The organism is Streptomyces sp. CB09001, from assembly GCF_003369795.1.
Lineage (GTDB): Bacteria > Actinomycetota > Actinomycetes > Streptomycetales > Streptomycetaceae > Streptomyces.
Genome location: NZ_CP026730.1, coordinates 4,834,314 through 4,852,523 on the forward strand (window position 1 = coordinate 4,834,314; position 18,210 = coordinate 4,852,523).

Consider the following 18,210-nt stretch of genomic DNA (forward strand, 5'->3'; position numbering starts at 1 on the left):
GCGCCAGATGATGGTGTGGGCTCCCCCGCAGGTATCGAAACCGAGCAGATGTGATGGCTGGTCCGCTGTGGCCGGTGGATCGGAGGCAGGGCGTGTCGGCGGGCAGTGACGCGGATGCGAGTGGTGTCGGATGAGACACCGGATGCAGGTGCTGCTCCAGATCATGCTGGCGTTGGTTGCCTGCTTGCTCGGCATCACCACCAATTACGCCACCAGTACCGACGAGGCGCCGTGGGCGCTTCAGATCATCCAACGGTTCTCGGTCCCGGCGATCGGGCTGCTGGTGGTGGCCATGGTGGTCGGGCAGGTCGTGGTGTACCGGCTGGAGAACCCCGCGCCACCGCAAGCCGACTGGCCGCGTGACCGGGTTCCGTATCCGGGTTTGGACGCCTACGACGAGGACGAGGCGTCCGTCTACTTCGGCCGGGAGGCGCAGGCCGTTGATCTGACGCGCAGGCTGCACACCACCGAGACGCGGCCCGCCGACCGGTTGTTGCTCCTGGCCGGAGCGTCCGGCAGTGGCAAATCCTCGCTGGTGCGGGCCGGTGTCCTTCCCCGACTGAGAGAGCGGCGATGGACCGTCATCCCGCCCTTCTCACCAGGCCCGAATCCGCTTGGCGCACTTGCCGCGTCCCTTGCGACCGCCGCAGGAGAGCGGGAGACGGCCGGCTCCGTACTGCGGCGGCTCCGCCAGGGGCCGGACTCGCTGCGGACCGAGCTGGCCCGGCTCCGCGGAGGGAGGTTCCGGCGGACCCTCCTCGTCGTCGATCAGTTCGAGGAACTCGTTACTCTCGGGGGTGAGCGGGAACGAGCCTACTTCCTTGATTCCCTGCGTTGCTGCCTGGAACAGGACCCGTCGGTCCGGGTATTGGCCACGCTTCGCGTGGACCTCCTGGGAAGACTTCTCAGTACCGGGCATGCAGAACTCTTCCAACACCCCATCGCGATCGGCTCCCTGGGCCGCGCACAACTTGCCGAGGTCGTTGAGGCCCCAGGCGCCCTGGTGGGCCTCGATTTCGCACCCGGCGTGGTCGACACGATTGTCGCGGAGACGGGCACCGATGACGCTCTGCCCCTGCTTGCCTACCTCCTCCAGGAGCTCTACTTCGTGGCCGGTCCCGGCGGCACGGTTACCGAGGAGTTGTACCAGCGGCTCGGTGGTGTGCCGGGCGCTCTGGCGCGGCAGGCCGACAACACCGTGGCGGGTCTCGGTACAGAGGACAGCATCGACTTCGTCCTTCGCGTGTTGCTGAAGTTCGTCACTGTGGAGGGACAGGAGGTGGCCCGCCGCCACGTGCCACTGTCGGACCTCAGCGACCGGGAGCGGCGGGTGGTGGATGCGTTCGTCGACGCTCGGCTGCTGCGGTCCGATGCACGCGGGGACCTTGCCACCGGCCAGGAGCCGTACGCGCAAGTGACGCACGAGGCCCTGTTCCGGCAGTGGGCGCCGCTGCGGCAGGACGTCGAGGCGCGGGCCGAGCGGCTGCGCGAGCGTGCGGAGTTGGAGCGGTGGGCCGAGGACTGGGAACGGGCCGGGCGAAGCGCCGACTACCTGCTCACCGGTGAACGGCTCACCGTGGCCCAGCGCTGGCTCGAAGCCCTGGAGGAGGCCGGGCAGGCTTCAGCACCCGCGCGACTGCTTGTCGAGGCTTCCCGGCGCCGGGACCTCGCCTTCCTGAGACGTGTCTCCGACAGTATCGGCCAGCAAGTACTCAGCAGTGCGGAGGCCGAGCCGGAGCGTGCGCTGCTGCTGGCACTGGCCGCGCTCGGTGAGTGCACGCCCACACCTTCGGCGAGGCGCGGGCTGCTGGCGGCTCTGGCCGTCAGCCATCCGCGTACTCGGCTCGACGGGCACACGGACACCGTCCGTGACATCGCCTGGTCGCCGGACGGGCGGCTGTTGGCAACGGCCTCCCGGGACGGCACGGGCCGGATCTACGACGCCCGGTCGGGGCGGTCCATGGTCGTCCTGCCGTCCGACGGTGTGATGGTCGAGTCCGTCACCTGGTCACCCGACGCGGTCCAGGTGGCCACCGTCGGTCGTGATCTTGTCGTACGGATCTGGGACGCCGTCTCCGGTGAGCCGGTACGGTCGCTGACCGGGGCCGGAGACATCGGCAGGCAGGTGGCCTGGTCGCCTGACGGGGCGCACATCGCAGCCACGTTCAGGGACCGAGTGGTGCGAGTCTGGGAGGCCCGGACCGGCCGGCTCGTGCATGAACTGCGTGGGCACGGCGACGACGTCTGGGGCGTTGCCTGGTCGCCGGACAGCATGCTTCTCGGTACTGCCTCCCACGACCACACTGTGATCGTGTGGGACCGCGCGACGGGGACGGCCACCGTGACCCTGACCGGGCACACGGACTTCGTCGAGGGCATCGTCTGGTCCCCGGACGGTCGACGTATCGCGACCGGCTCCGGTGACCACACCGCTCGCATCTGGGACGTGGAGACGGGTGAACTGCGACTGCTGTTGCGCGGCCACACCGACTACGTGTGGAACCTTGCCTGGTCCCCGGACGGCCGGATGCTCGCTTCCGCCTCTTCCGACCGGACCGTGCGTATCGTCGGCGCTGAGGACGCGAAGGTCCTGGCGGTGTTGCGCGGCCACACGGACACCGTGTGGGGGGTGACCTGGTCGCCCGACGGCGCTCAGCTCGCGACCGGCTCGACCGACGGTACCGGGATGGTGTGGGATCTGCGTCCGCGCGGCGCCGAGAGCGTACTTGTCGACGGGCACGGCGGCCCGGTGAACGAAGCCGCGTGGTCCGGAGACGGCAGCCGTGTTGCCACAGCCTCCAACGACGGCACGGCCCGGGTCTGGGACGCGGGAACGGGCTCTCCCGCCGGGACCGTCGTGTGCCTGGACGACCGGGTGTGGAGTGTGGCTTGCCCACCGCACGGTGACCGGCTCGCGCTCAGTACCAATGACGGGCTCTTCCGGGTCGTGGACGGCACAGGCCATACGCTTTTCGAGCGGCGGTGGACGGTACCGAACTGATGAAGTTCGAGGAACACCAGGACTGGGTGGGCCGCGTGGCTTGGGCGCCGGGCGGGCGGCTGCTCGCCAGCTGTTCCGACGACCGAACCTGTCGGCTCTGGGACACCACCGACAGTCGGCAGCTCACAGTCCTGCGCGGACACGACAACTATGTAGAGGACGTGAGCTGGTCTCCGGACGAGACGCGCGTCGCCACGGCCTCGGGGGACTGGACCGCCGCCGTGTGGGATGCAGCCACAGGTCGGTGCATCGACGTCTTGAGGGGACACGAGGGGCGCGTCCGCGCTGTCGCCTGGTCACCTGACGGCAGATGTGTCGCCACCGGGTCTGACGACCGCACCGTACGAGTTTGGTCCGCGGCCACCTTTGAGGAGGTAGCAGTCGTCGGCGTCCACCAGGACAGAGTGACCTCGGTGGCGTGGTCGGACGACAGTGCACAGCTACTGACCGGCTCTGCCGACGGGACGGCCCGGGTATGGCCGGCGGAGCCGGACTTCGACCGGCTGGAGGCAGTTGCGCGGGCGAGGGTCTTCCGCACGCTCACGGAGGAGGAACGGCGGCACTACATGCTGCCGCTCGAACCTTCGTGATCAGTAGACCTCTTCAACTGTGCAGTCGTCGGTGTGGAGGAGATAGTCATCCGGGTTCAGGTTCATCGCCTCACGCTCCTTCGAAGACCAGTACAGCGCGTTGCGCTCCTGGAAGGTCTCGGGGCCCTCGTAGGAGATCAACCACACGAACTGGTTGAGCTCGCGGACCAACCACGCCCCACCGATCGAGAAGCCCAACTTCAGCCGCAGCGGCACGATTTCCTCTCGCCAGCGCTCCGCCCACTCGTCGAGCATGCCGTCACGGATGGTGTACGTACGCAGCTGTGTGGTCCTGGGCATGGCAGACATCATCCTGACATTCTCCCTGTTCAGGGAGGGTTCGACTGAGTGCGGACGATTGGGCATGGCTCGCTTTCTCGGTCTGGGAGGGAGCCCTCTGCATCAGCCCTCGACCGCGTACGGCAGGAAGCCGGTCCATGCGGCGGGGGCGAAGGCGAGCTGCGGGCCGCCGAGGTGCTTCGAGTCGCGGACGTGCACGATGGCGGGTTCGGTGGCGATCTCGACGCAGGAGTCGCCTTCCGGGCCGCTGCTGTAACTGCTCTTGAACCACGCCAGGTTCAAGGTGTCCTTGGCGGAAGCCTTGCGGATCATGCTTCTCCCAGCATTCGCTCGATGAGGGCCAGCGTCTCCCCGGGCGGAAGAGCCTGCGCCCGGATCGTGCCATATCGCAATTCAAGGATCCTTAGGTGCCTTGGATCAGAGGCTGGGCGGCCGTTGAAGGCGCCGTCGGAGCGTCCGACCGCTGTGCCGTCCTCGAACTTCAACAGCTCGATCCTGCCGCTCATGCCTGGATGGGCGACGCTGTCCATCGGCATGACTTGCAGTGAAACGTTGTTGAACCGCCCCACTTCCAGCAGGCGTTCGAATTGGCGCTTCCTGACCATTGTGCCCCCAACGCGGCGACGGAGGGTTGACTCTTCCAGCACAAAACTGAGAGAAGGCGAAGGCGAGCGATCGAAGACGGACAGCCGCGCCATCCGGGCGGACACCAGACTCTCCACTTCCTCGGGAGGGTAAGGAGGCTGGCGTACTTCGAAGAGGGCACGCGCGTAGTCGGGTGTCTGCAACAGGCCAGCGATGCTGCTGCACTCGTACGCTCCGATCTCGACCGCCCGCCCCTCCAACTGTGCGAGATCCCGAACCTTCTTCGGATACCGGACCTTCTTGACGTCCTCCCGCATCGCCGCGATGAGTCCACCGGCGGCCAGGACCGCGTCCGCCTTGTCCAAGTACTCGGGCCGGGGGATCCGCTTGCCCGTCTCGATCTTGTAAACGAGGTCCGCCCCGTATCCGGCGGCCACTGCGAAGTCGCCGACCCTCAGGCCGGCGGCCTCCCGGCGCAGCCTCAACTGCCGTCCCACCGTGGCCACCACGGCCAGTGCCCAGTCGTCGTCCGGGTCCACCTCCCAGCCCGGCCCGTCCGTCCCCTCCGCTTCCGTCCCGGCCCGCACCGCGTCATCGCTCACCGACATGTGTGCCCCTCCGTTGTGGCGCGACGTACTGTTCCGGTCGGTTTGCCGAGCTGCTTCGACAGCTTGGACACGGCCCGACGAACCTTGGACCGTAGCTCTACGTAGCGGACCAATGACCCGATTCAGTATGTCCCGTCGGCCACGCTCGGTGACGTGAATCAGCGAACTCAGGGAACTGCCGAGCACAGGTCACGACCCGAACCACCAGGCACCGTCCGGAACTTCAGCGTGCTGCTGTCGTCCACCCCGCGCGGTGCCCGCCTCGCCCGCCTGCTTGCCGTGGACACGCTCCGGAGTTGGGGGCTGCCGTACGAGCGGGCGAGTCATGTCGTCGCGGAGCTGGCCGCCAACGCGGCGACCCACGGTCGGCTTCCGGGCCGCAGCTTCCGGCTCACGCTCTACGTGATCGGTGCGACGGTCCGCGTCGAGGTCACGGACACATGCGGTGAGCGCATGCCCGCACCGCAGGAGCCGGACGGGGACGCGGAGTCGGGCAGGGGCCTGCTGCTCGTCGAGGCTCTGGCGGACCGCTGGGGCGTGGCCGAGGAACGGTTCCCGCGCAAGACCGTCTGGGCTGAGCTGGGCTTTTCGCCACCGGAACCCGAATCCTCGCGCTCCGGTGGCGACGGTGACTGAAAGACAAAGAACTTCCGGGAAAGGACCCCCGCCAAACCCAACCCTCCCGCCCGTAGCCGCACCTGCTCGTGCTCACTCGGGCGGGTGAACATCGCCGTTCCGGCTGGATTTTCGGGGCATCGAGGCCCGAGGCTCAGCCCAACGCACCATCACCAACACGACAGACATGAGGCGGCCCCCGCCGGGACGGGAATCCCAAAGCGAGGGCCTCACCACCGAGGAAGAGGCAACTTCCTGATGGGTACCAAGAACCCTAGCGTGCCCCTCCGCGCCCAGGCCCGCCCTACGGGCAACAAGCACCCCAACCGGCGCCCCGGCACAGCTCACCGCACAGGCGGCGGGATCGTCCACGACAACACCCGCCACACCACCCGCTTCACGGTGATCGGCAACCACCTGGCGCAGCACCGGGAGCTGTCGCTCCTCGCGATCGGGCTCGGCACGCACCTCCAGTCGCTGCCCAAGGGCGCCCCCGCCGACATCAAGACCCTCACCGCACGCTTCCCCGAGGGCGCCACCCGGATCGCCGCCGCCCTGCGCGAGCTGGAGACGCACGGATACCTCCGCCGCGAGCGCCGCCGTACGTCCTCCGGCCGCATCGTCACCCGCACCGTCTCCTGCAACCAGCCGACGGTCACCCCCGGCCGCGCCGAGGAGACCCCCGAGCCCCGGCCGGAGCCCCGGGAGGTCCGGGGGCCGGGTGGGGAGAGAGAGGCCGTACCCAAGGCGTCCGAGCGGCGCCCTCACAAGCCGCTCTCCGCCGTCCCCCGCCCGGTCTACTCCGGCCCCGGGATCCTCCAGGCCGCCACCGACCTCCTCGCGGGCCTGCGCCGCCAAGACCCGAGCCTGCTCCTCTCCGCCCGCGACACCGCCCACCTGGCCCCCGGCGTCGCCGCCTGGCTGGACCGCGACGTCACCCCCGCCGCCGTACGGCGCGCCCTGACGGCAGACCTGCCACCGGAGGGCGTACGACGGCCTGCCGCCTTCCTCGCCCACCGGCTCACCGCCCAGCTTCCGCCCCCGCCACCGTTCCGCGTGTCGGCCGCGCCCACGCCCGTACGGCATCCCGTACAGAACTGCGACGGCTGTGACCGAGGCTTCCGCGCTCCGGAACCCGGCCGCTGCCGCGACTGCCGAACCGATGACCTGGAGGACGCCTAGCATGAACTCGACGATCCTTGCCCGAGCCCGTGGGCACCGACGACGAGGAGCGAGCGCCATGACCGCCGCATCGGACGACACGCAGCAGGGCGCCTCCCACCTCTACCGGGCCATGCGCGACCTCGTTCAGTCCTCGGACGACACGCTGCCCGGCAAGTTCGAGATCACCAAGGAAGGGATCGTCCACGACATGATGTCGCCCAGCGGTCGGCACGAGCTGACCACACTGCGGCTCCGGAAGCGCCTGGAGAAGGTGATGCCGGAAGAGATCGTGGCGCACACCGGTGAGCCGGACGTGGAGGACGAGTCCGAAGGCGTCATGCGGCGACCCGATCTGATGGTGATCGCCGAGGAGGACATGGACATCGAGGGGTCGTTCGACCCCCGGTCGCTTGTTGCCGCCGTCGAGGTCGTCTCCCGCTCCAACCCGGGCAACGACTGGGTGGGGAAGGTGCGCGACTACCCCCTGCTCGGCATCCCCGTCTACGCGGTCTTCGACCCCCGCACAGGCACCGGCGCCGTTTTCACGGACATCCACTCCACCCCGGAGGGGCCCCGCTACGCGGTGCGCAAGGACTTCGTCTACGGCGAGGACGTCACGATCGGCGAGTGGACCGTCTCGACGGCCGGACTGCCGCGCTACCAGGACGTCCCGGCGACGGAAGCCGGTGCCGGAGGGGCTTGATCCGGAAACACGGGGAACGGGATTCGGTCACCTTCACCGCAGCCGCGCTCACTGGCTTGACCGACCCCCGGTCACTTCCGCGATGGTGCTCACAAAGATCGTGGCGAAGAGTGATCACGGGGTTGCACATGGCTGTTTCCGCACCGCAGACGCGTCAGTTCGAGGCGTTCATGACGAACTTGTCGTACGCACGGCGCATGGTGAAAGCGGGCCGGATGCTCACGCCCTTCCGGTCGCCCACGATCGACATCGACGACTTCTACCGGGCGGCCTGGGTCCAGGCCGTCGCCGCCGTCGACCACTGGCTGCACGAAGAGGTACTGCGCCGGGTGGCGGAGCTGACCGCCAAGGACAGCCCCGAGATGCCGCCCCAGCTGCGGAGGTACGAACTTCCGCTGCACCGGGTCGAGGCAGTGCGGCGCGGGGAGGTCACACTCTCCGAGGCCGTGGTGGAGCACTTGCGCGAGAAGCTCGCCGTGCAGGCGCTCCAGCACCCCGGCAAGATCTCCGAGGTGCTCAGGCTCGTCACGGAGAAGAAGGTCTGGTACGAGGCGGCCGGCTGCATCAACCAGCACTTCTTCCAGGGGCGCACCACCTTCAACGAGAAGAAACTGCGCAGTCGGTACCTGGAGATCACCCAGCGCCGGAACAGGATCGCGCACGACGCCGACCTCGTCGACGGCGACCTGAAGCAGCGCCGTGCCATCGACGAGGCGGAGGTGACGGACGCCATCGACTGGATCGAGCGCATCGCCCTGGCCATCGCCCACGTGCTCGACGACGAAGCGTGACGTCGGCCGCCTTCCGGGGGTCCGGGCAAGCCCGCTTCGGCCCCCTGCCCGGGGAAGGTCTCCCGTGTCGCGGCGAGGCCCCCGCCACCTCATAGGGTGGACCCCATGAAGGAACTGCCCGCCCGGCGTCTGCTGCTGGTGCACGCGCACCCGGACGACGAGTCGATCAACAACGGCGTCACCATGGCCCGCTACGCGGCCGAGGGCGCCCACGTGACGCTGGTGACCTGCACCCTCGGCGAGCGGGGCGAGGTCATCCCGCCCGGCCTCGCCCATCTGTCCGGAGCCGCTCTCGGCGGGCACCGCAGGGGCGAGCTGGCGGACGCGATGCGCGCACTCGGCGTCGACGACTTCCGGCTGCTCGGCGGGCCGGGGCGGTTCGCCGACTCCGGGATGATGGGGCTGGCCGACAACGACGACCCCGGCTGCCTCTGGCAGGCCGACGTCGACCGGGCCGCCGGGATGCTCGTCGACGTGATCCGCGAGGTGCGCCCCCAGGTGCTCGTCACCTACGACCCGAACGGCGGCTACGGCCACCCCGACCACATCCAGGCCCACCGCATCGCCATGCGGGCGGTGGAGCTGGCGGCCGAGGCCGGGTGTCCCGTCGCCAAGGTCTACTGGAACCGTGTGCCGCGCTCCCGGGTGGAGGACGCCTTCGCCCGGCTCCGGGACGACCTGCCCGGTCTGCCGTTCGAGAAGGCGGCCGGCGTCGAGGACGTGCCGGGTGTCGTCGACGACGAGCGGATCACCACCGAGATCCACGGCGAGGGCACCGCGTACGCCGCCGCCAAGGCCGCCGCGATGCGCGCCCACGCCACCCAGATCACGGTCGCCGAACCGTATTTCGTCCTCTCCAACGACCTGGCCCAGCCGATCCTCACCACCGAGCACTACGAACTGGTGCGCGGCGAGCGGGGCGGCGGCGACGGACGCGAGAGCGACCTGTTCGCGGGCATCGCCGGGACCTCCGACACCGGGGAGGCGACCTCGTGAACAGCCGCAACGAACCGCCGAGCTCCGCGCTCGCCCAGCCGCTGCGCCCGCCCTCGCTCGGACGGGCCGCCCTGTACGCCGGACTCTTCGTGCTCGGCGCCGTCCTCGGGGTGGCGGGCGCGCTGCTCCAGCCGGCCTGGTTCCCGGGCGGGCTGCTGCTCGCGCTGGCCGCCGAGGCGGGGCTGTGTGTCGGGGCGGGCCGTGCCGTCGGGCGCCGGGGAGGGGCCGTCGCGCCCGCCCTCGGCTGGGCGCTCGCCGTGGTGCTGCTCACCACCAGCCGTCCGGAGGGCGACTTCCTCTTCGCCGCCGGCGCCGGCTCCTATCTTTTCCTGCTCGGCGGGATCGCCGTTGCTGTGATCTGCGCCACCCTCGCGCCGGTGCGGCAACCGGACGGCGGCCCCGCCCGACTTCGCAAGTGACGTACCGCTTCGCCGTGCCGTGGGCGTGCGAGTCCCGTGTGGGTTTCCACGGCGGTCACGGGATACGCGCGAGAAGTGGCCAGTATGGTGGTGCGCGCCCCCGAGCCGCCCGCTGAAGGCGTGACGGGCGGCGGAGCCAACCGGGAGAACCTGCCTTGAGTCGTGAAACTGACAGTTCGTCCTCCGGGCCCCACGGGCGCGGCGGAGCCGCATACCCGTCGGGCACCCCGCCCTACGGGACACCCACGGCTTCCGACGCCGGTGCTGACGCGGGCCGTTCGGCCACGCGACCGGAGGAGCGCAAGACCGAGACGACGCTGACGACCCGGATCCGGATCAACATCCCCGGGTCGCGGCCCATTCCGCCGGTCGTCGTGCGCAAGCCCGTCGCGGACGGTGAGGACGCCGCCGACGGCCCGGAGACGACGGGCGAGCGGCCCGCGCCCGCGCCGGCGCCGAGCGCCGCCGCGCCCGCGGCCGCCGCTCCCGAGGCTCCCGCCGAGACCGCCCAGACCGCCCAGACCGCCGAGGAAAAGCCGACGAGCGACTGGTTCGCGCCACGCAAGTCGGGCCCGGGCAAAGGCACTCAGGGCGGCGGTTCCACCAACGGTGCCGGCCTGCCCGCGGGTTCGGCGCCCGCCTCCGGAACCCCGGGCGCGGCGGGGTCGCGTGGCGCGGGTCCCGCGGGCCCGGCGGGTGCTTCGGGTGCCGGTGCGCGGCCGGGCGGCGGGAGTGGCCGTCCCGGTGGCGTCGTCGGCTCCATGACCGCACCCGGCGGCGTCCGGTCCGGGTCCGCGGGCGGTGCCGCCCGCTCCGGTGCGACCGGCGGGCCCGTGGCGCCCGGTCACGGCGGCGGCACCGGTTCCTTCGACGTGACCGAGGCACTGGCGGCCGGTCCGCTGGGCGGCGGCAGCAACGGCAACGGCGCCCGGCCGGGCGCCGACGCCGGTGGCGAGCCGCGCCGCGACGACCTGCCGTACTTCGCGGGCGACGGCCGGACCGAGCAGGCCCCCGGGCAGCAGAACGGCCTGAACGGGCAGTCCCCGTACGGCAACGGGCCCCAGGGCCCCGCGGGACCGACGAGCGGCCCGGCCACCGGCGACAGCCGGCTGACGCCGCCCCCCGCCGGAGACCTCGGCATGTCCGGGGCTCCCGCAGTGCCCGGCGGGCAGCGCGAGCCCGCGCCGAACCACCTGCGCGGCCCGGGCAGCCTCGCCGGCCCGGGGGGTCCCGGCGGCCCCGGCAGGCCGGCCGGCTCCGGTCCCGGCGCGGGCCCGGACGCCGCCCGCCCCGGCCCCGGCGGCGGGCTCAGCGACGACACCGCGATCCTCACCCCGCAGCGGCCGGTCCCGCCCGGCGCGGGCAACCCGGACAACATCTCCGGCAACACCGTCACCAGCGGCATCCCCGTCGTACCGGGCGGGCGCACCGCGCCGTTCCCGTCCGGGTCCGGCGACGGGCCGCTGCCGCACACGCCGCCCAAACTGCCGGAGCCGGTCTCCGCCCCGCCGGCGAGCTCCGCCAAGCCTGCCAAGCCCGCCAAGAAGAAGGGGCGCAAGAAGCTCCCGCTGCTCGTCGGCGGCCTGGTCGTCGTCGCCGGTGTCACCTACGGCGCCGGCCTGCTGATGAACCGCTCCGACGTGCCCAAGGGCACCACCGTGCTCGGTGTCGACATCGGCGGCGGCACCCGCGACGACGCCGTCGAGAAGCTGGACAAGGCCCTCGGCGCCCGCGCGGCCAAACCGCTCAAGCTCACCGTGGGCGGCGAGACCGTCTCCCTGAAGCCGGACCAGGCGGGGCTCCAGCTCGACACCCAGGCCACGGCCAGCTCCGCGGCGACCAGCGACTACAACCCGATGTCCGTGATCGGCTCGCTCTTCGGCCAGAAGCGGGTCGTCGAACCGGTCATGCCCGTCGACGAGGAGAAGCTGCACGCCGCCCTGGAGGACGCCGCGGGCGGGGCCGGGTCGGCGACCGAGGGCACGATCAAGTTCGAGTCCGGCAAGGCCGTCCCCGTGTACGGCAAGGCCGGCCAGGGCATAGACGTCGCCAAGTCGACCGAGGCCGTGCAGGCCGCGTACCGCGCCCAGGTGGAGACCGGCACCGCCACCTCCGTGAACGTGCCGACGACCGCCAAGCAGCCCACGGTCTCCAAGGCCGAGGTCGACCGGATGCTGAAGGAGTTCGCGGAGCCGGCGATGTCGGACCGGGTGACCGTGCAGACGGACCCGGCCCACTCCATTCCGCTGAGTCCCGAGAAGTCGCTCTGGAAGTTCCTCAGGGTCACGGCCGTCGACGGCAAGCTCGTCGACAAGCCCGACCTGAACGCCCTCAAGGAGCTCTACGGCCAGACGTTCGACGGTGTGCTCATCACCCGCGCCAACGGTGAGAAGACGGCCGTCACCCCCCAGGACGTCTACGGCGCCATGCGCCAGGCCCTGAAGAGCAAGACCGACCGGGTGGCCGTCATCGACACCAGTCCCAGCTGACGCAGGCACGGACGAGAGGGGCGCCCGGCGAGTGCCGGGCGCCCCTCTCGCCGCGCCGCGCACCGTATGACATCTGTCATCCGGCACCCGGGACCGCCGACACTGCCGGGCGCCCTCCCCGCGCGGCCACGATGGGGAAATGACGAGGACAACGGCGGTCGGCTTCGACCGGGTGACCAAGGGGTACGGGGCGACCTCCGGGCCGTCGACGGCCTGACGCTCGCCCTGCACCCCGGTGAGACCGTGGCCCTGCTGGGCCCGAACCGGGCGGGCAAGTCGACCACGCTCGACCTGCTGCTCGGCCTCAGCCGCCCCGACCCCGGCACCGTCCACGTCTTCGGCGGCGAACCGCGCGAGGCCGGACCCTCAGTTCAGCATCGCCCGAGCCGTCCGAGCCTCCCCCCGCACCTCCTCGGCGACCGCCTCGTCCACCGCCCCCACCACCTCCGCGTACGCCTCCAACTCCCCGGCCCCCGCCGCGAACTCCCCCCGCTGCACCAACAACACCGCCCGCTCGTACCGCAACCGCGCCGCATGCGCCGGCAACAGCAGCGCCAGCTCGATCGCCCACAGCCCCACCGCCGACTGCTCCGGCCGCGCCGCCGCCCACGCCCGGATGTTGTTCAGCACCCGCGCCACGACGTCCAACGGCGCCGCCGGCTCCAGCATCGACGGCCGCAGCTCCGCCCCCGTCGCCCCGGCGACCAGCACTTCCGCGTCGGTGCCGCTCAGCAGCCGCCCCCCGTCGTACGGATCGACGAGCACCCGCTCCTCCAGCGCCGCGGACCCGGGGCCGGACACCGCTCCCGGCTCCGCCCCGAACCCGACCACGAAGTGCCCCGGCAGCGCGACCCCGTACACCGGCGCCCCCGCCCGCCGGGCCACCTCCAGCCACACCACCGACAGCAGGATCGGCAGCCCGCGCCGCCGCCGCACCACCTCGTGCAGCAACGACGACTCCAGCCGCTGGTAGTCCGCGGCGACCCCGTGGAACCCGTACCGCTCGCCGAGCAGGTCCCGCAGCGCCACCGCCCAGGCCCGCGGCGTGCCCGGCCGGAACGGCAGCTCTCCGGCCAGCCGGTCCAGTTCCACCTGCGCGGCGTCCAGCCCCGCCTCGTCCAGCGCCCCGTCCGCCTCCGCGCCCACCAGCAGGCACAGCGTGGCCAGGTCGGGGCGCTCGGACCGCGCCTCTTGTGCGAACCGCCGCCGCAGTTCGGCCGACCGCTCCGGCGACGGGGGGTGAGGAGGACGAGGAGGACGCATGGCAGGTTCGGGCCCTTTCGGAGCGATGTCTCGGCGGTGAGCTACCGGTCGGCCCCGGCGGCCGCGGGCTCCCGGTAGTGGTGGTAGGCGTGGTGCGCCGCGAAGCCCATCCCGGCGTACAGCGCCCGGGCTCCGGCGTTGTCGGTCTCCACCTGGAGCCACGCCGCCGACGCCCCCTCGTCCAGCGCCCGCCGGGCCAGCGCGGCCATCACGGCGGTCGCCAGCCCCCGCCGCCGCTGCGCGGGGTCGACCTCGACGGCCGCGAAGGAGGCCCAGCGCCCGTCCACGACACACCGCCCGATCGCCGCCACGTCGCCCGCGCCGTCCGCGTCGACAGCGCCCTCCGCGCCGGGCACCGTGGCGAACCACACCGACGGCCCCGACTCCAGTACCCGCAGCGCCACTTCGCTCACGCCCTTGCGCTGGTACCGGGCCAGCCAGGTCTCGTCCGCCTCCCGGGACAGGACCACACCGGTGCCCTCGGCCAGGTCGGCGACCGGCGCCAGTGGCCCGGTCCACACCTCGGCCGTCACCTCCCGGACCCAGCCCCGCCGCTCCAGCTCCGCGCACAGCGACTCCTGCGTACCGGCGGCGCCGGTCGCGGTCTGGACGTACGCGGGCAGCCCGCGCTCGCCGTACCAGCGGCGTACGGCCGTCAGCGCCTCGTCGAGCGGCAGCCCCGGATCGCCGAGCGGCAGCACCGAGTTGGCCCGCCGGGTGAAGCCCCCGGCCGCCCGCAGCTCCCATGCGCCGAGCCGCTCGCTCTCCACCGGTCGCCAGGACCGCGCGGCGGCGCGCGCCAGCTCCTCGTAGGACGCGGCGGGGCCGCGACGGCGGGCGGGCGCGGCCGGCACTACCTTCCCGGCGACCAGAGTGGATTCCGCGACATGGACCGACTCGCCACTCTTTCGTGTGATCAGCAGCACACCATCGGTCCATGATGTGAGAACACCGACCGTGTCGGTGAACTTCTCACCTGAGACACCAGCTTCGCTCAAGCGCCGTACGGAGACTCGTTTGCCCACGTCAGCAGTGGTGATACGGACCTCAAGACGCCCGGCGGCAGAGAATTCCACGGGTCTGTCCACCCCTCCTGTTCGGATCATGCCCAAGAACGGAGATACTAGGGGCGGGCATCGACGACGCCGCGCTCCCGCGCGCCAGGCGGCGGAGCCTACGGAGGCCCGCCAGCGCCCTATCGAGGAGGAACGACAGCGTGACCTACGTCATCGCGCAGCCTTGTGTCGACGTGAAGGACAAGGCGTGCATCGAGGAGTGCCCGGTCGACTGCATCTACGAGGGCCAGCGGTCCTTGTACATCCACCCGGACGAATGCGTCGACTGTGGTGCCTGTGAGCCGGTCTGCCCGGTCGAGGCGATCTTCTACGAAGACGACACTCCCGAGGAGTGGAAGGACTACTACAAGGCGAACGTCGAGTTCTTCGACGAGCTCGGTTCGCCCGGCGGCGCCAGCAAGCTGGGGCTGATCGAGCGCGACCACCCCTTCGTCGCCGCGCTGCCGCCGCAGAACCAGTAAGAGCGGCCCGCACACGCGCCGCCTCGGTCCCGTACGGCCCGATCACCCCGATCGGCGCCGCACGGGACCGAGGCGTTTGCCGTAGCGGCGCCGACGAGGAAAGGGAGCCACCCACCGTGTCCGCAGTCACCGACCGACTTCCCACTTTCCCCTGGGACAAGCTGGAGCCGTACAAGAAGACGGCCGCGGCCCACCCCGGCGGCATCGTCGACCTCTCGGTCGGCACCCCGGTCGACCCGGTCCCCGAGCTGATCCAGAAGGCCCTGGTGGACGCGGCGGACTCCCCGGGCTACCCGACCGTCTGGGGCACCCCGGCGCTGCGGGACGCCCTCACCGGCTGGGTGGAGCGCCGCCTCGGCGCCCGCGACGTCACCCACCGCCACGTGCTCCCCGTCGTCGGCTCCAAGGAACTCGTCGCCTGGCTCCCCACCCAGCTGGGCCTCGGCCCCGGCGACAAGGTGGCCTTCCCGCGCCTGGCCTACCCGACGTACGAGGTCGGCGCCCGCCTGGCCCGCGCGGAGTACGAGGCGTACGAGGATCCGACCGAGCTGGACCCGGCCGGCCTGAAGCTCCTGTGGCTCAACTCCCCGTCGAACCCGACGGGGAAGGTCCTGTCCAAGGCCGACCTGACCCGGATCGTCGCCTGGGCCCGCGAGCACGGCGTCCTCGTCGTCTCCGACGAGTGCTACCTGGAGCTGGGCTGGGAGGCCGACCCGGTCTCGGTCCTGCACCCGGACGTCAACGGCGGCTCGTACGACGGCCTGGTCGCCGTCCACTCCCTCTCCAAGCGCTCCAACCTCGCGGGCTACCGCGCGGCCTTCCTGGCCGGTGACCCGGCGGTCCTGGGCCCGCTCCTGGAGATCCGCAAGCACGGCGGCATGATGACCCCCGCGCCGACCCAGGCGGCCGTGGTGGCGGCCCTCGGCGACGACGAACACGTCCGCGTCCAGCGCGAGCGCTACGCCGCCCGCCGCACCGTCCTGCGCGAGGCCCTGCTGGGCGCCGGCTTCCGCATCGAGCACAGCGAGGCCAGCCTCTACCTCTGGGCCACCCGCGACGAGTCCTGCTGGACCACGGTCGCCCACCTGGCCGAACGCGGCATCCTGGTGGCCCCGGGCGACTTCTACGGCCCGGCGGGCGAGAAGTTCGTCCGAGTCGCCCTGACAGCCACGGCCGAACGCGTCCAGACGGCGGCAGAGCGCCTGAAAGCCTGACCGCCCCCAACGCCGGGCCACGGCTCGAGACACGCCCACCGCGCCGACGTAGGCAAGCAAAACGCCGGGACCCAGGAAGGAAACCTGGGCCCCGGCGCCGTACCAGCCAGGCGCTAGCCGATCGGCAGACCCTGCACCGGCAGCCCGCCCTTGCCCAGCGCGTCCGTCGGCAGCCCACCCTTCGTGGCGGTCGCCGCCGTGTCACCCACGATGTCCCCGGCGGATCCCGCCGCGTCCCCGGCCGCGTTCTGCGCCGCCGGCGTGGCCTTCTTGACGACCGAACCACCGGTCTGGCCGGCGGCCGGCACGGCCTTCTTGACGGCCTTGCCGCCGGTGTCACCCGCGGTCTCGGTGACGTTCTGGGCCGCGGAGGCGGCGGTGTTGCCGACGTTCGCCCCGTCCAGGGCGGTCAGTCCCCCGAGGTTCGGGGTGGCCGGCAGTTCGGGAGCCGCGCTGGCGGAGCCGGCCGCACCGACCCCGGCAGCCGCTCCCGCAGCGACGAGCAGCGCGGCACGGGCGATCCGGCGGGTCAGGGGGAGGGACATGATGCTCCTTGGGCGTAAGTCGACAACAACGGTGGGAAATCCGACCGGGCCCGGAGGGCGACCGGTGAGTGACCGGAGAGCGATCGACCGGGCTCGGACGCAGTGACTACCGCTCGAAGGCGACGAAGGTTGCGGCGGCCCAACGTAAAGAGTTGGTAATGCGTCGCATTATCAGGTGCACAGAAAAACGGGCAAAAGGGCGCCGGTCGGAAAGTCTGCTGAATCCTTACGGCCCTTGATTTTCCTGGGCTCGGACGCATTCCGGGGTGACGGCGCGAAAAACGCGTCCCGCGCGTCGACTCCGTGCCGACCCGGGTCACTCCCCGGGATGACGACTCGTACGGGTGAGCGTCGGACGCGCCTGCTATCCGGCGGACGTGATCCGCACCGCTTCCGCCGCCCGCTCCGCGCCCTTGGCGCCCTCGGAGCCCGTCGGGTACCACTTGCTGTCGGTGTTGCCCGCGGTCCACTCCCGGCCCGCGTAGGTGACCCGTTGGATGTGCAGCGAGGACGCGTTGGCCACCGCCCAGTGCGCCAGCTGCCAGCCGCGCCGCCCGTGCTCCCGGGCCGAGCCGGCACCGGTACCGCCGGTCACCGGCAGTGTCACGGTCCGCTCGTCGGAACGGGTCGCGGGCGGGGAGGACGCGGCGTCGCCGCCCACCTCCACGCCGGCCGGTCGCAGCACGTCGTGTCCGAAGTCCCGCACCAGCGCGGCGCGGACCGCGTCCGGCCCCTTCTCCGGAGTCGCACCGGGGCGCCCGTCGCAGGTCAGCGCGGCCGCGGACCGTCCGGTGAGCGCGGCGGCCAGCAACTCGGCGTCCGGTTCGTGCTTGGCGTAGGCGTACGGGAAGGCGCTGCGCTGCACCCGCTGGGCGGCGTCGGTCAGCGGAAGATCGAGGTAGCCGGGCACCTCGACCAAGTGGTCGTAGAACAGACCCGCCGAGTACGCCGGGTCCATGATCTCCTCGGGCTTGCCCCAGCCCTGCGAGGGCCGCTGCTGGAACAGGCCGAGCGAGTCCTTGTCGCCGTGGTCCAGGTTGCGCAGCGCCGACTCCTGCAGCGCGGCCGCCAGCGCGATCGTCACGGCCCGCTCGGGCAGCCCGCGCGCGGTGCCCACGGCGGTGATCGTGGCCGCGTTCACCGCCTGCTCCGGGGTGAACTCGTAGGTCGTCCGGCCGTCCTTGCCGGAGGCCACCTTGCAGCCCGGAGCGCCCCCGCCTCCGGTGACGTACTGCACGGCCAGATAACCGGCGACCGCGAGCAGGACCATGGAGGCGGCGCCCGAACGGGCGAGGCGGCCACGGCGTTTGCGAGGTGGGGACGGCTGGAGCACGCGTACAAGGTACTGGAGGGTAGGGTCCGGTGTCCGCCGGGTGCGCACCTTGCCCGA

The 18,210-nt window shown here is 71.7% G+C and carries 18 protein-coding genes and 1 pseudogene; 12 read left to right on the forward strand and 7 right to left on the reverse strand.

Features of this window, described 5'->3' with window-relative positions; genetic code table 11:
• Positions 1-142: 142 nt before the first annotated feature.
• Together C4J65_RS22660 and C4J65_RS36765 are read left to right on the forward strand one after the other, a co-directional pair.
• Entirely contained in the window at positions 143-3,001 is a 2,859-nt protein-coding gene (locus C4J65_RS22660; protein ID WP_240330492.1) for a WD40 repeat domain-containing protein, read from the forward strand.
• Complete coding sequence (locus C4J65_RS36765; RefSeq protein ID WP_240330493.1) at positions 2,983-3,591, forward strand: WD40 repeat domain-containing protein; 609 nt, start codon at positions 2,983-2,985, stop codon at positions 3,589-3,591. Before C4J65_RS22660 ends, C4J65_RS36765 begins: the two co-directional genes overlap by 19 nt.
• Here C4J65_RS36765 and C4J65_RS22665 read toward each other — a convergent pair whose 3' ends face one another.
• From C4J65_RS22665 to C4J65_RS22675, 3 genes are all read right to left on the reverse strand, one after another.
• Positions 3,592-3,891, reverse strand: coding sequence for an NIPSNAP family protein (locus tag C4J65_RS22665; RefSeq protein ID WP_115746583.1), 300 nt, complete (start codon positions 3,889-3,891; stop codon positions 3,592-3,594).
• A gap of 102 nt (positions 3,892-3,993) precedes the next feature.
• Positions 3,994-4,203, reverse strand: a complete 210-nt coding sequence (locus C4J65_RS22670) for a DUF397 domain-containing protein (RefSeq protein WP_115744045.1) — start codon at positions 4,201-4,203, stop codon at positions 3,994-3,996.
• Positions 4,200-5,084: a helix-turn-helix transcriptional regulator gene (locus tag C4J65_RS22675; protein ID WP_115744046.1), complete on the reverse strand. Its 885-nt coding sequence runs from the start codon at positions 5,082-5,084 to the stop codon at positions 4,200-4,202. The genes C4J65_RS22670 and C4J65_RS22675 overlap by 4 nt, the downstream gene beginning before the upstream one ends.
• Positions 5,085-5,237: 153 nt before the next feature.
• On the opposite strand from C4J65_RS22675, the gene C4J65_RS22680 reads away from it, so the two are divergent.
• From C4J65_RS22680 to C4J65_RS22715, 8 genes and pseudogenes are all read left to right on the forward strand, one after another.
• Positions 5,238-5,720 (forward strand): ATP-binding protein, encoded by a 483-nt coding sequence (locus tag C4J65_RS22680; RefSeq protein ID WP_115744047.1) that lies wholly within the window; start codon positions 5,238-5,240, stop codon positions 5,718-5,720.
• Positions 5,721-5,957: 237 nt separating this feature from the next.
• Positions 5,958-6,881 carry a helix-turn-helix domain-containing protein gene (locus C4J65_RS22685; protein ID WP_205351051.1) on the forward strand — a complete coding sequence of 308 codons (924 nt, stop codon included), beginning with the start codon at positions 5,958-5,960 and terminating at the stop codon, positions 6,879-6,881.
• A gap of 58 nt (positions 6,882-6,939) precedes the next feature.
• Entirely contained in the window at positions 6,940-7,566 is a 627-nt protein-coding gene (locus C4J65_RS22690; protein WP_115744048.1) for a Uma2 family endonuclease, read from the forward strand.
• Between the two features lie 128 nt (positions 7,567-7,694).
• Complete coding sequence (locus tag C4J65_RS22695; RefSeq protein WP_115744049.1) at positions 7,695-8,357, forward strand: hypothetical protein; 663 nt, start codon at positions 7,695-7,697, stop codon at positions 8,355-8,357.
• 105 nt (positions 8,358-8,462) lie between these two features.
• Positions 8,463-9,353 (forward strand): N-acetyl-1-D-myo-inositol-2-amino-2-deoxy-alpha-D-glucopyranoside deacetylase, encoded by an 891-nt coding sequence (gene mshB / locus C4J65_RS22700; RefSeq protein WP_115744050.1) that lies wholly within the window; start codon positions 8,463-8,465, stop codon positions 9,351-9,353.
• Positions 9,350-9,772, forward strand: coding sequence for a DUF6113 family protein (locus tag C4J65_RS22705; protein ID WP_109033271.1), 423 nt, complete (start codon positions 9,350-9,352; stop codon positions 9,770-9,772). Before mshB ends, C4J65_RS22705 begins: the two co-directional genes overlap by 4 nt.
• 155 nt (positions 9,773-9,927) lie before the next feature.
• On the forward strand, positions 9,928-12,261 hold the full coding sequence (locus C4J65_RS22710) for a hypothetical protein (protein WP_115744051.1): 2,334 nt from the start codon (positions 9,928-9,930) through the stop codon (positions 12,259-12,261).
• Positions 12,262-12,400: 139 nt separating this feature from the next.
• Positions 12,401-12,621: pseudogene (locus tag C4J65_RS22715) on the forward strand (ATP-binding cassette domain-containing protein); the annotation flags it as partial.
• A gap of 6 nt (positions 12,622-12,627) precedes the next feature.
• On the opposite strand, the gene C4J65_RS22720 reads toward C4J65_RS22715, so the two are convergent.
• Positions 12,628-13,524 carry a transglutaminase-like domain-containing protein gene (locus C4J65_RS22720; protein WP_115744052.1) on the reverse strand — a complete coding sequence of 299 codons (897 nt, stop codon included), beginning with the start codon at positions 13,522-13,524 and terminating at the stop codon, positions 12,628-12,630.
• A 41-nt stretch (positions 13,525-13,565) separates the two neighbouring features.
• Entirely contained in the window at positions 13,566-14,600 is a 1,035-nt protein-coding gene (locus C4J65_RS22725; RefSeq protein ID WP_115744053.1) for a GNAT family N-acetyltransferase, read from the reverse strand.
• Positions 14,601-14,740: 140 nt separating this feature from the next.
• On the opposite strand from C4J65_RS22725, the gene fdxA reads away from it, so the two are divergent.
• A complete protein-coding gene (gene fdxA, locus C4J65_RS22730) occupies positions 14,741-15,061 on the forward strand; it encodes a ferredoxin (RefSeq protein WP_003973842.1) in 321 nt (106 codons plus the stop codon).
• Positions 15,062-15,177: 116 nt separating this feature from the next.
• Positions 15,178-16,275, forward strand: a complete 1,098-nt coding sequence (locus C4J65_RS22735; protein WP_115744054.1) for a bifunctional succinyldiaminopimelate transaminase/glutamate-prephenate aminotransferase — start codon at positions 15,178-15,180, stop codon at positions 16,273-16,275.
• A 113-nt stretch (positions 16,276-16,388) separates the two neighbouring features.
• Here the strand turns inward: C4J65_RS22735 and C4J65_RS22740 are convergent, their stop codons facing one another.
• Positions 16,389-16,820, reverse strand: coding sequence for an ATP-binding protein (locus tag C4J65_RS22740; protein WP_115744055.1), 432 nt, complete (start codon positions 16,818-16,820; stop codon positions 16,389-16,391).
• Positions 16,821-17,184: 364 nt separating this feature from the next.
• The gene (locus C4J65_RS22745) at positions 17,185-18,153 is read right to left on the reverse strand and encodes a heavy metal transporter (protein ID WP_115744056.1); all 969 of its coding nucleotides are present in this window, start codon (positions 18,151-18,153) and stop codon (positions 17,185-17,187) included.
• Positions 18,154-18,210 lie beyond the last annotated feature (57 nt).

Excerpts from the sequence above, each read along its gene's own strand:
- C4J65_RS22660 (WP_240330492.1), top strand. The coding sequence starts at position 143 with ATGCAGGTGCTGCTCCAGATCATGCTGGCGTTGGTTGCCTGCTTGCTC.
- C4J65_RS22665 (WP_115746583.1), bottom strand. The coding sequence starts at position 3,891 with ATGCCCAGGACCACACAGCTGCGTACGTACACCATCCGTGACGGCATG.
- C4J65_RS22670 (WP_115744045.1), bottom strand. The coding sequence starts at position 4,203 with ATGATCCGCAAGGCTTCCGCCAAGGACACCTTGAACCTGGCGTGGTTC.
- C4J65_RS22675 (WP_115744046.1), bottom strand. The coding sequence starts at position 5,084 with ATGTCGGTGAGCGATGACGCGGTGCGGGCCGGGACGGAAGCGGAGGGG.
- C4J65_RS22685 (WP_205351051.1), top strand. The coding sequence starts at position 5,958 with ATGGGTACCAAGAACCCTAGCGTGCCCCTCCGCGCCCAGGCCCGCCCT.
- C4J65_RS22690 (WP_115744048.1), top strand. The coding sequence starts at position 6,940 with ATGACCGCCGCATCGGACGACACGCAGCAGGGCGCCTCCCACCTCTAC.
- C4J65_RS22695 (WP_115744049.1), top strand. The coding sequence starts at position 7,695 with ATGGCTGTTTCCGCACCGCAGACGCGTCAGTTCGAGGCGTTCATGACG.
- mshB (WP_115744050.1), top strand. The coding sequence starts at position 8,463 with ATGAAGGAACTGCCCGCCCGGCGTCTGCTGCTGGTGCACGCGCACCCG.
- C4J65_RS22720 (WP_115744052.1), bottom strand. The coding sequence starts at position 13,524 with ATGCGTCCTCCTCGTCCTCCTCACCCCCCGTCGCCGGAGCGGTCGGCC.
- C4J65_RS22740 (WP_115744055.1), bottom strand. The coding sequence starts at position 16,820 with ATGTCCCTCCCCCTGACCCGCCGGATCGCCCGTGCCGCGCTGCTCGTC.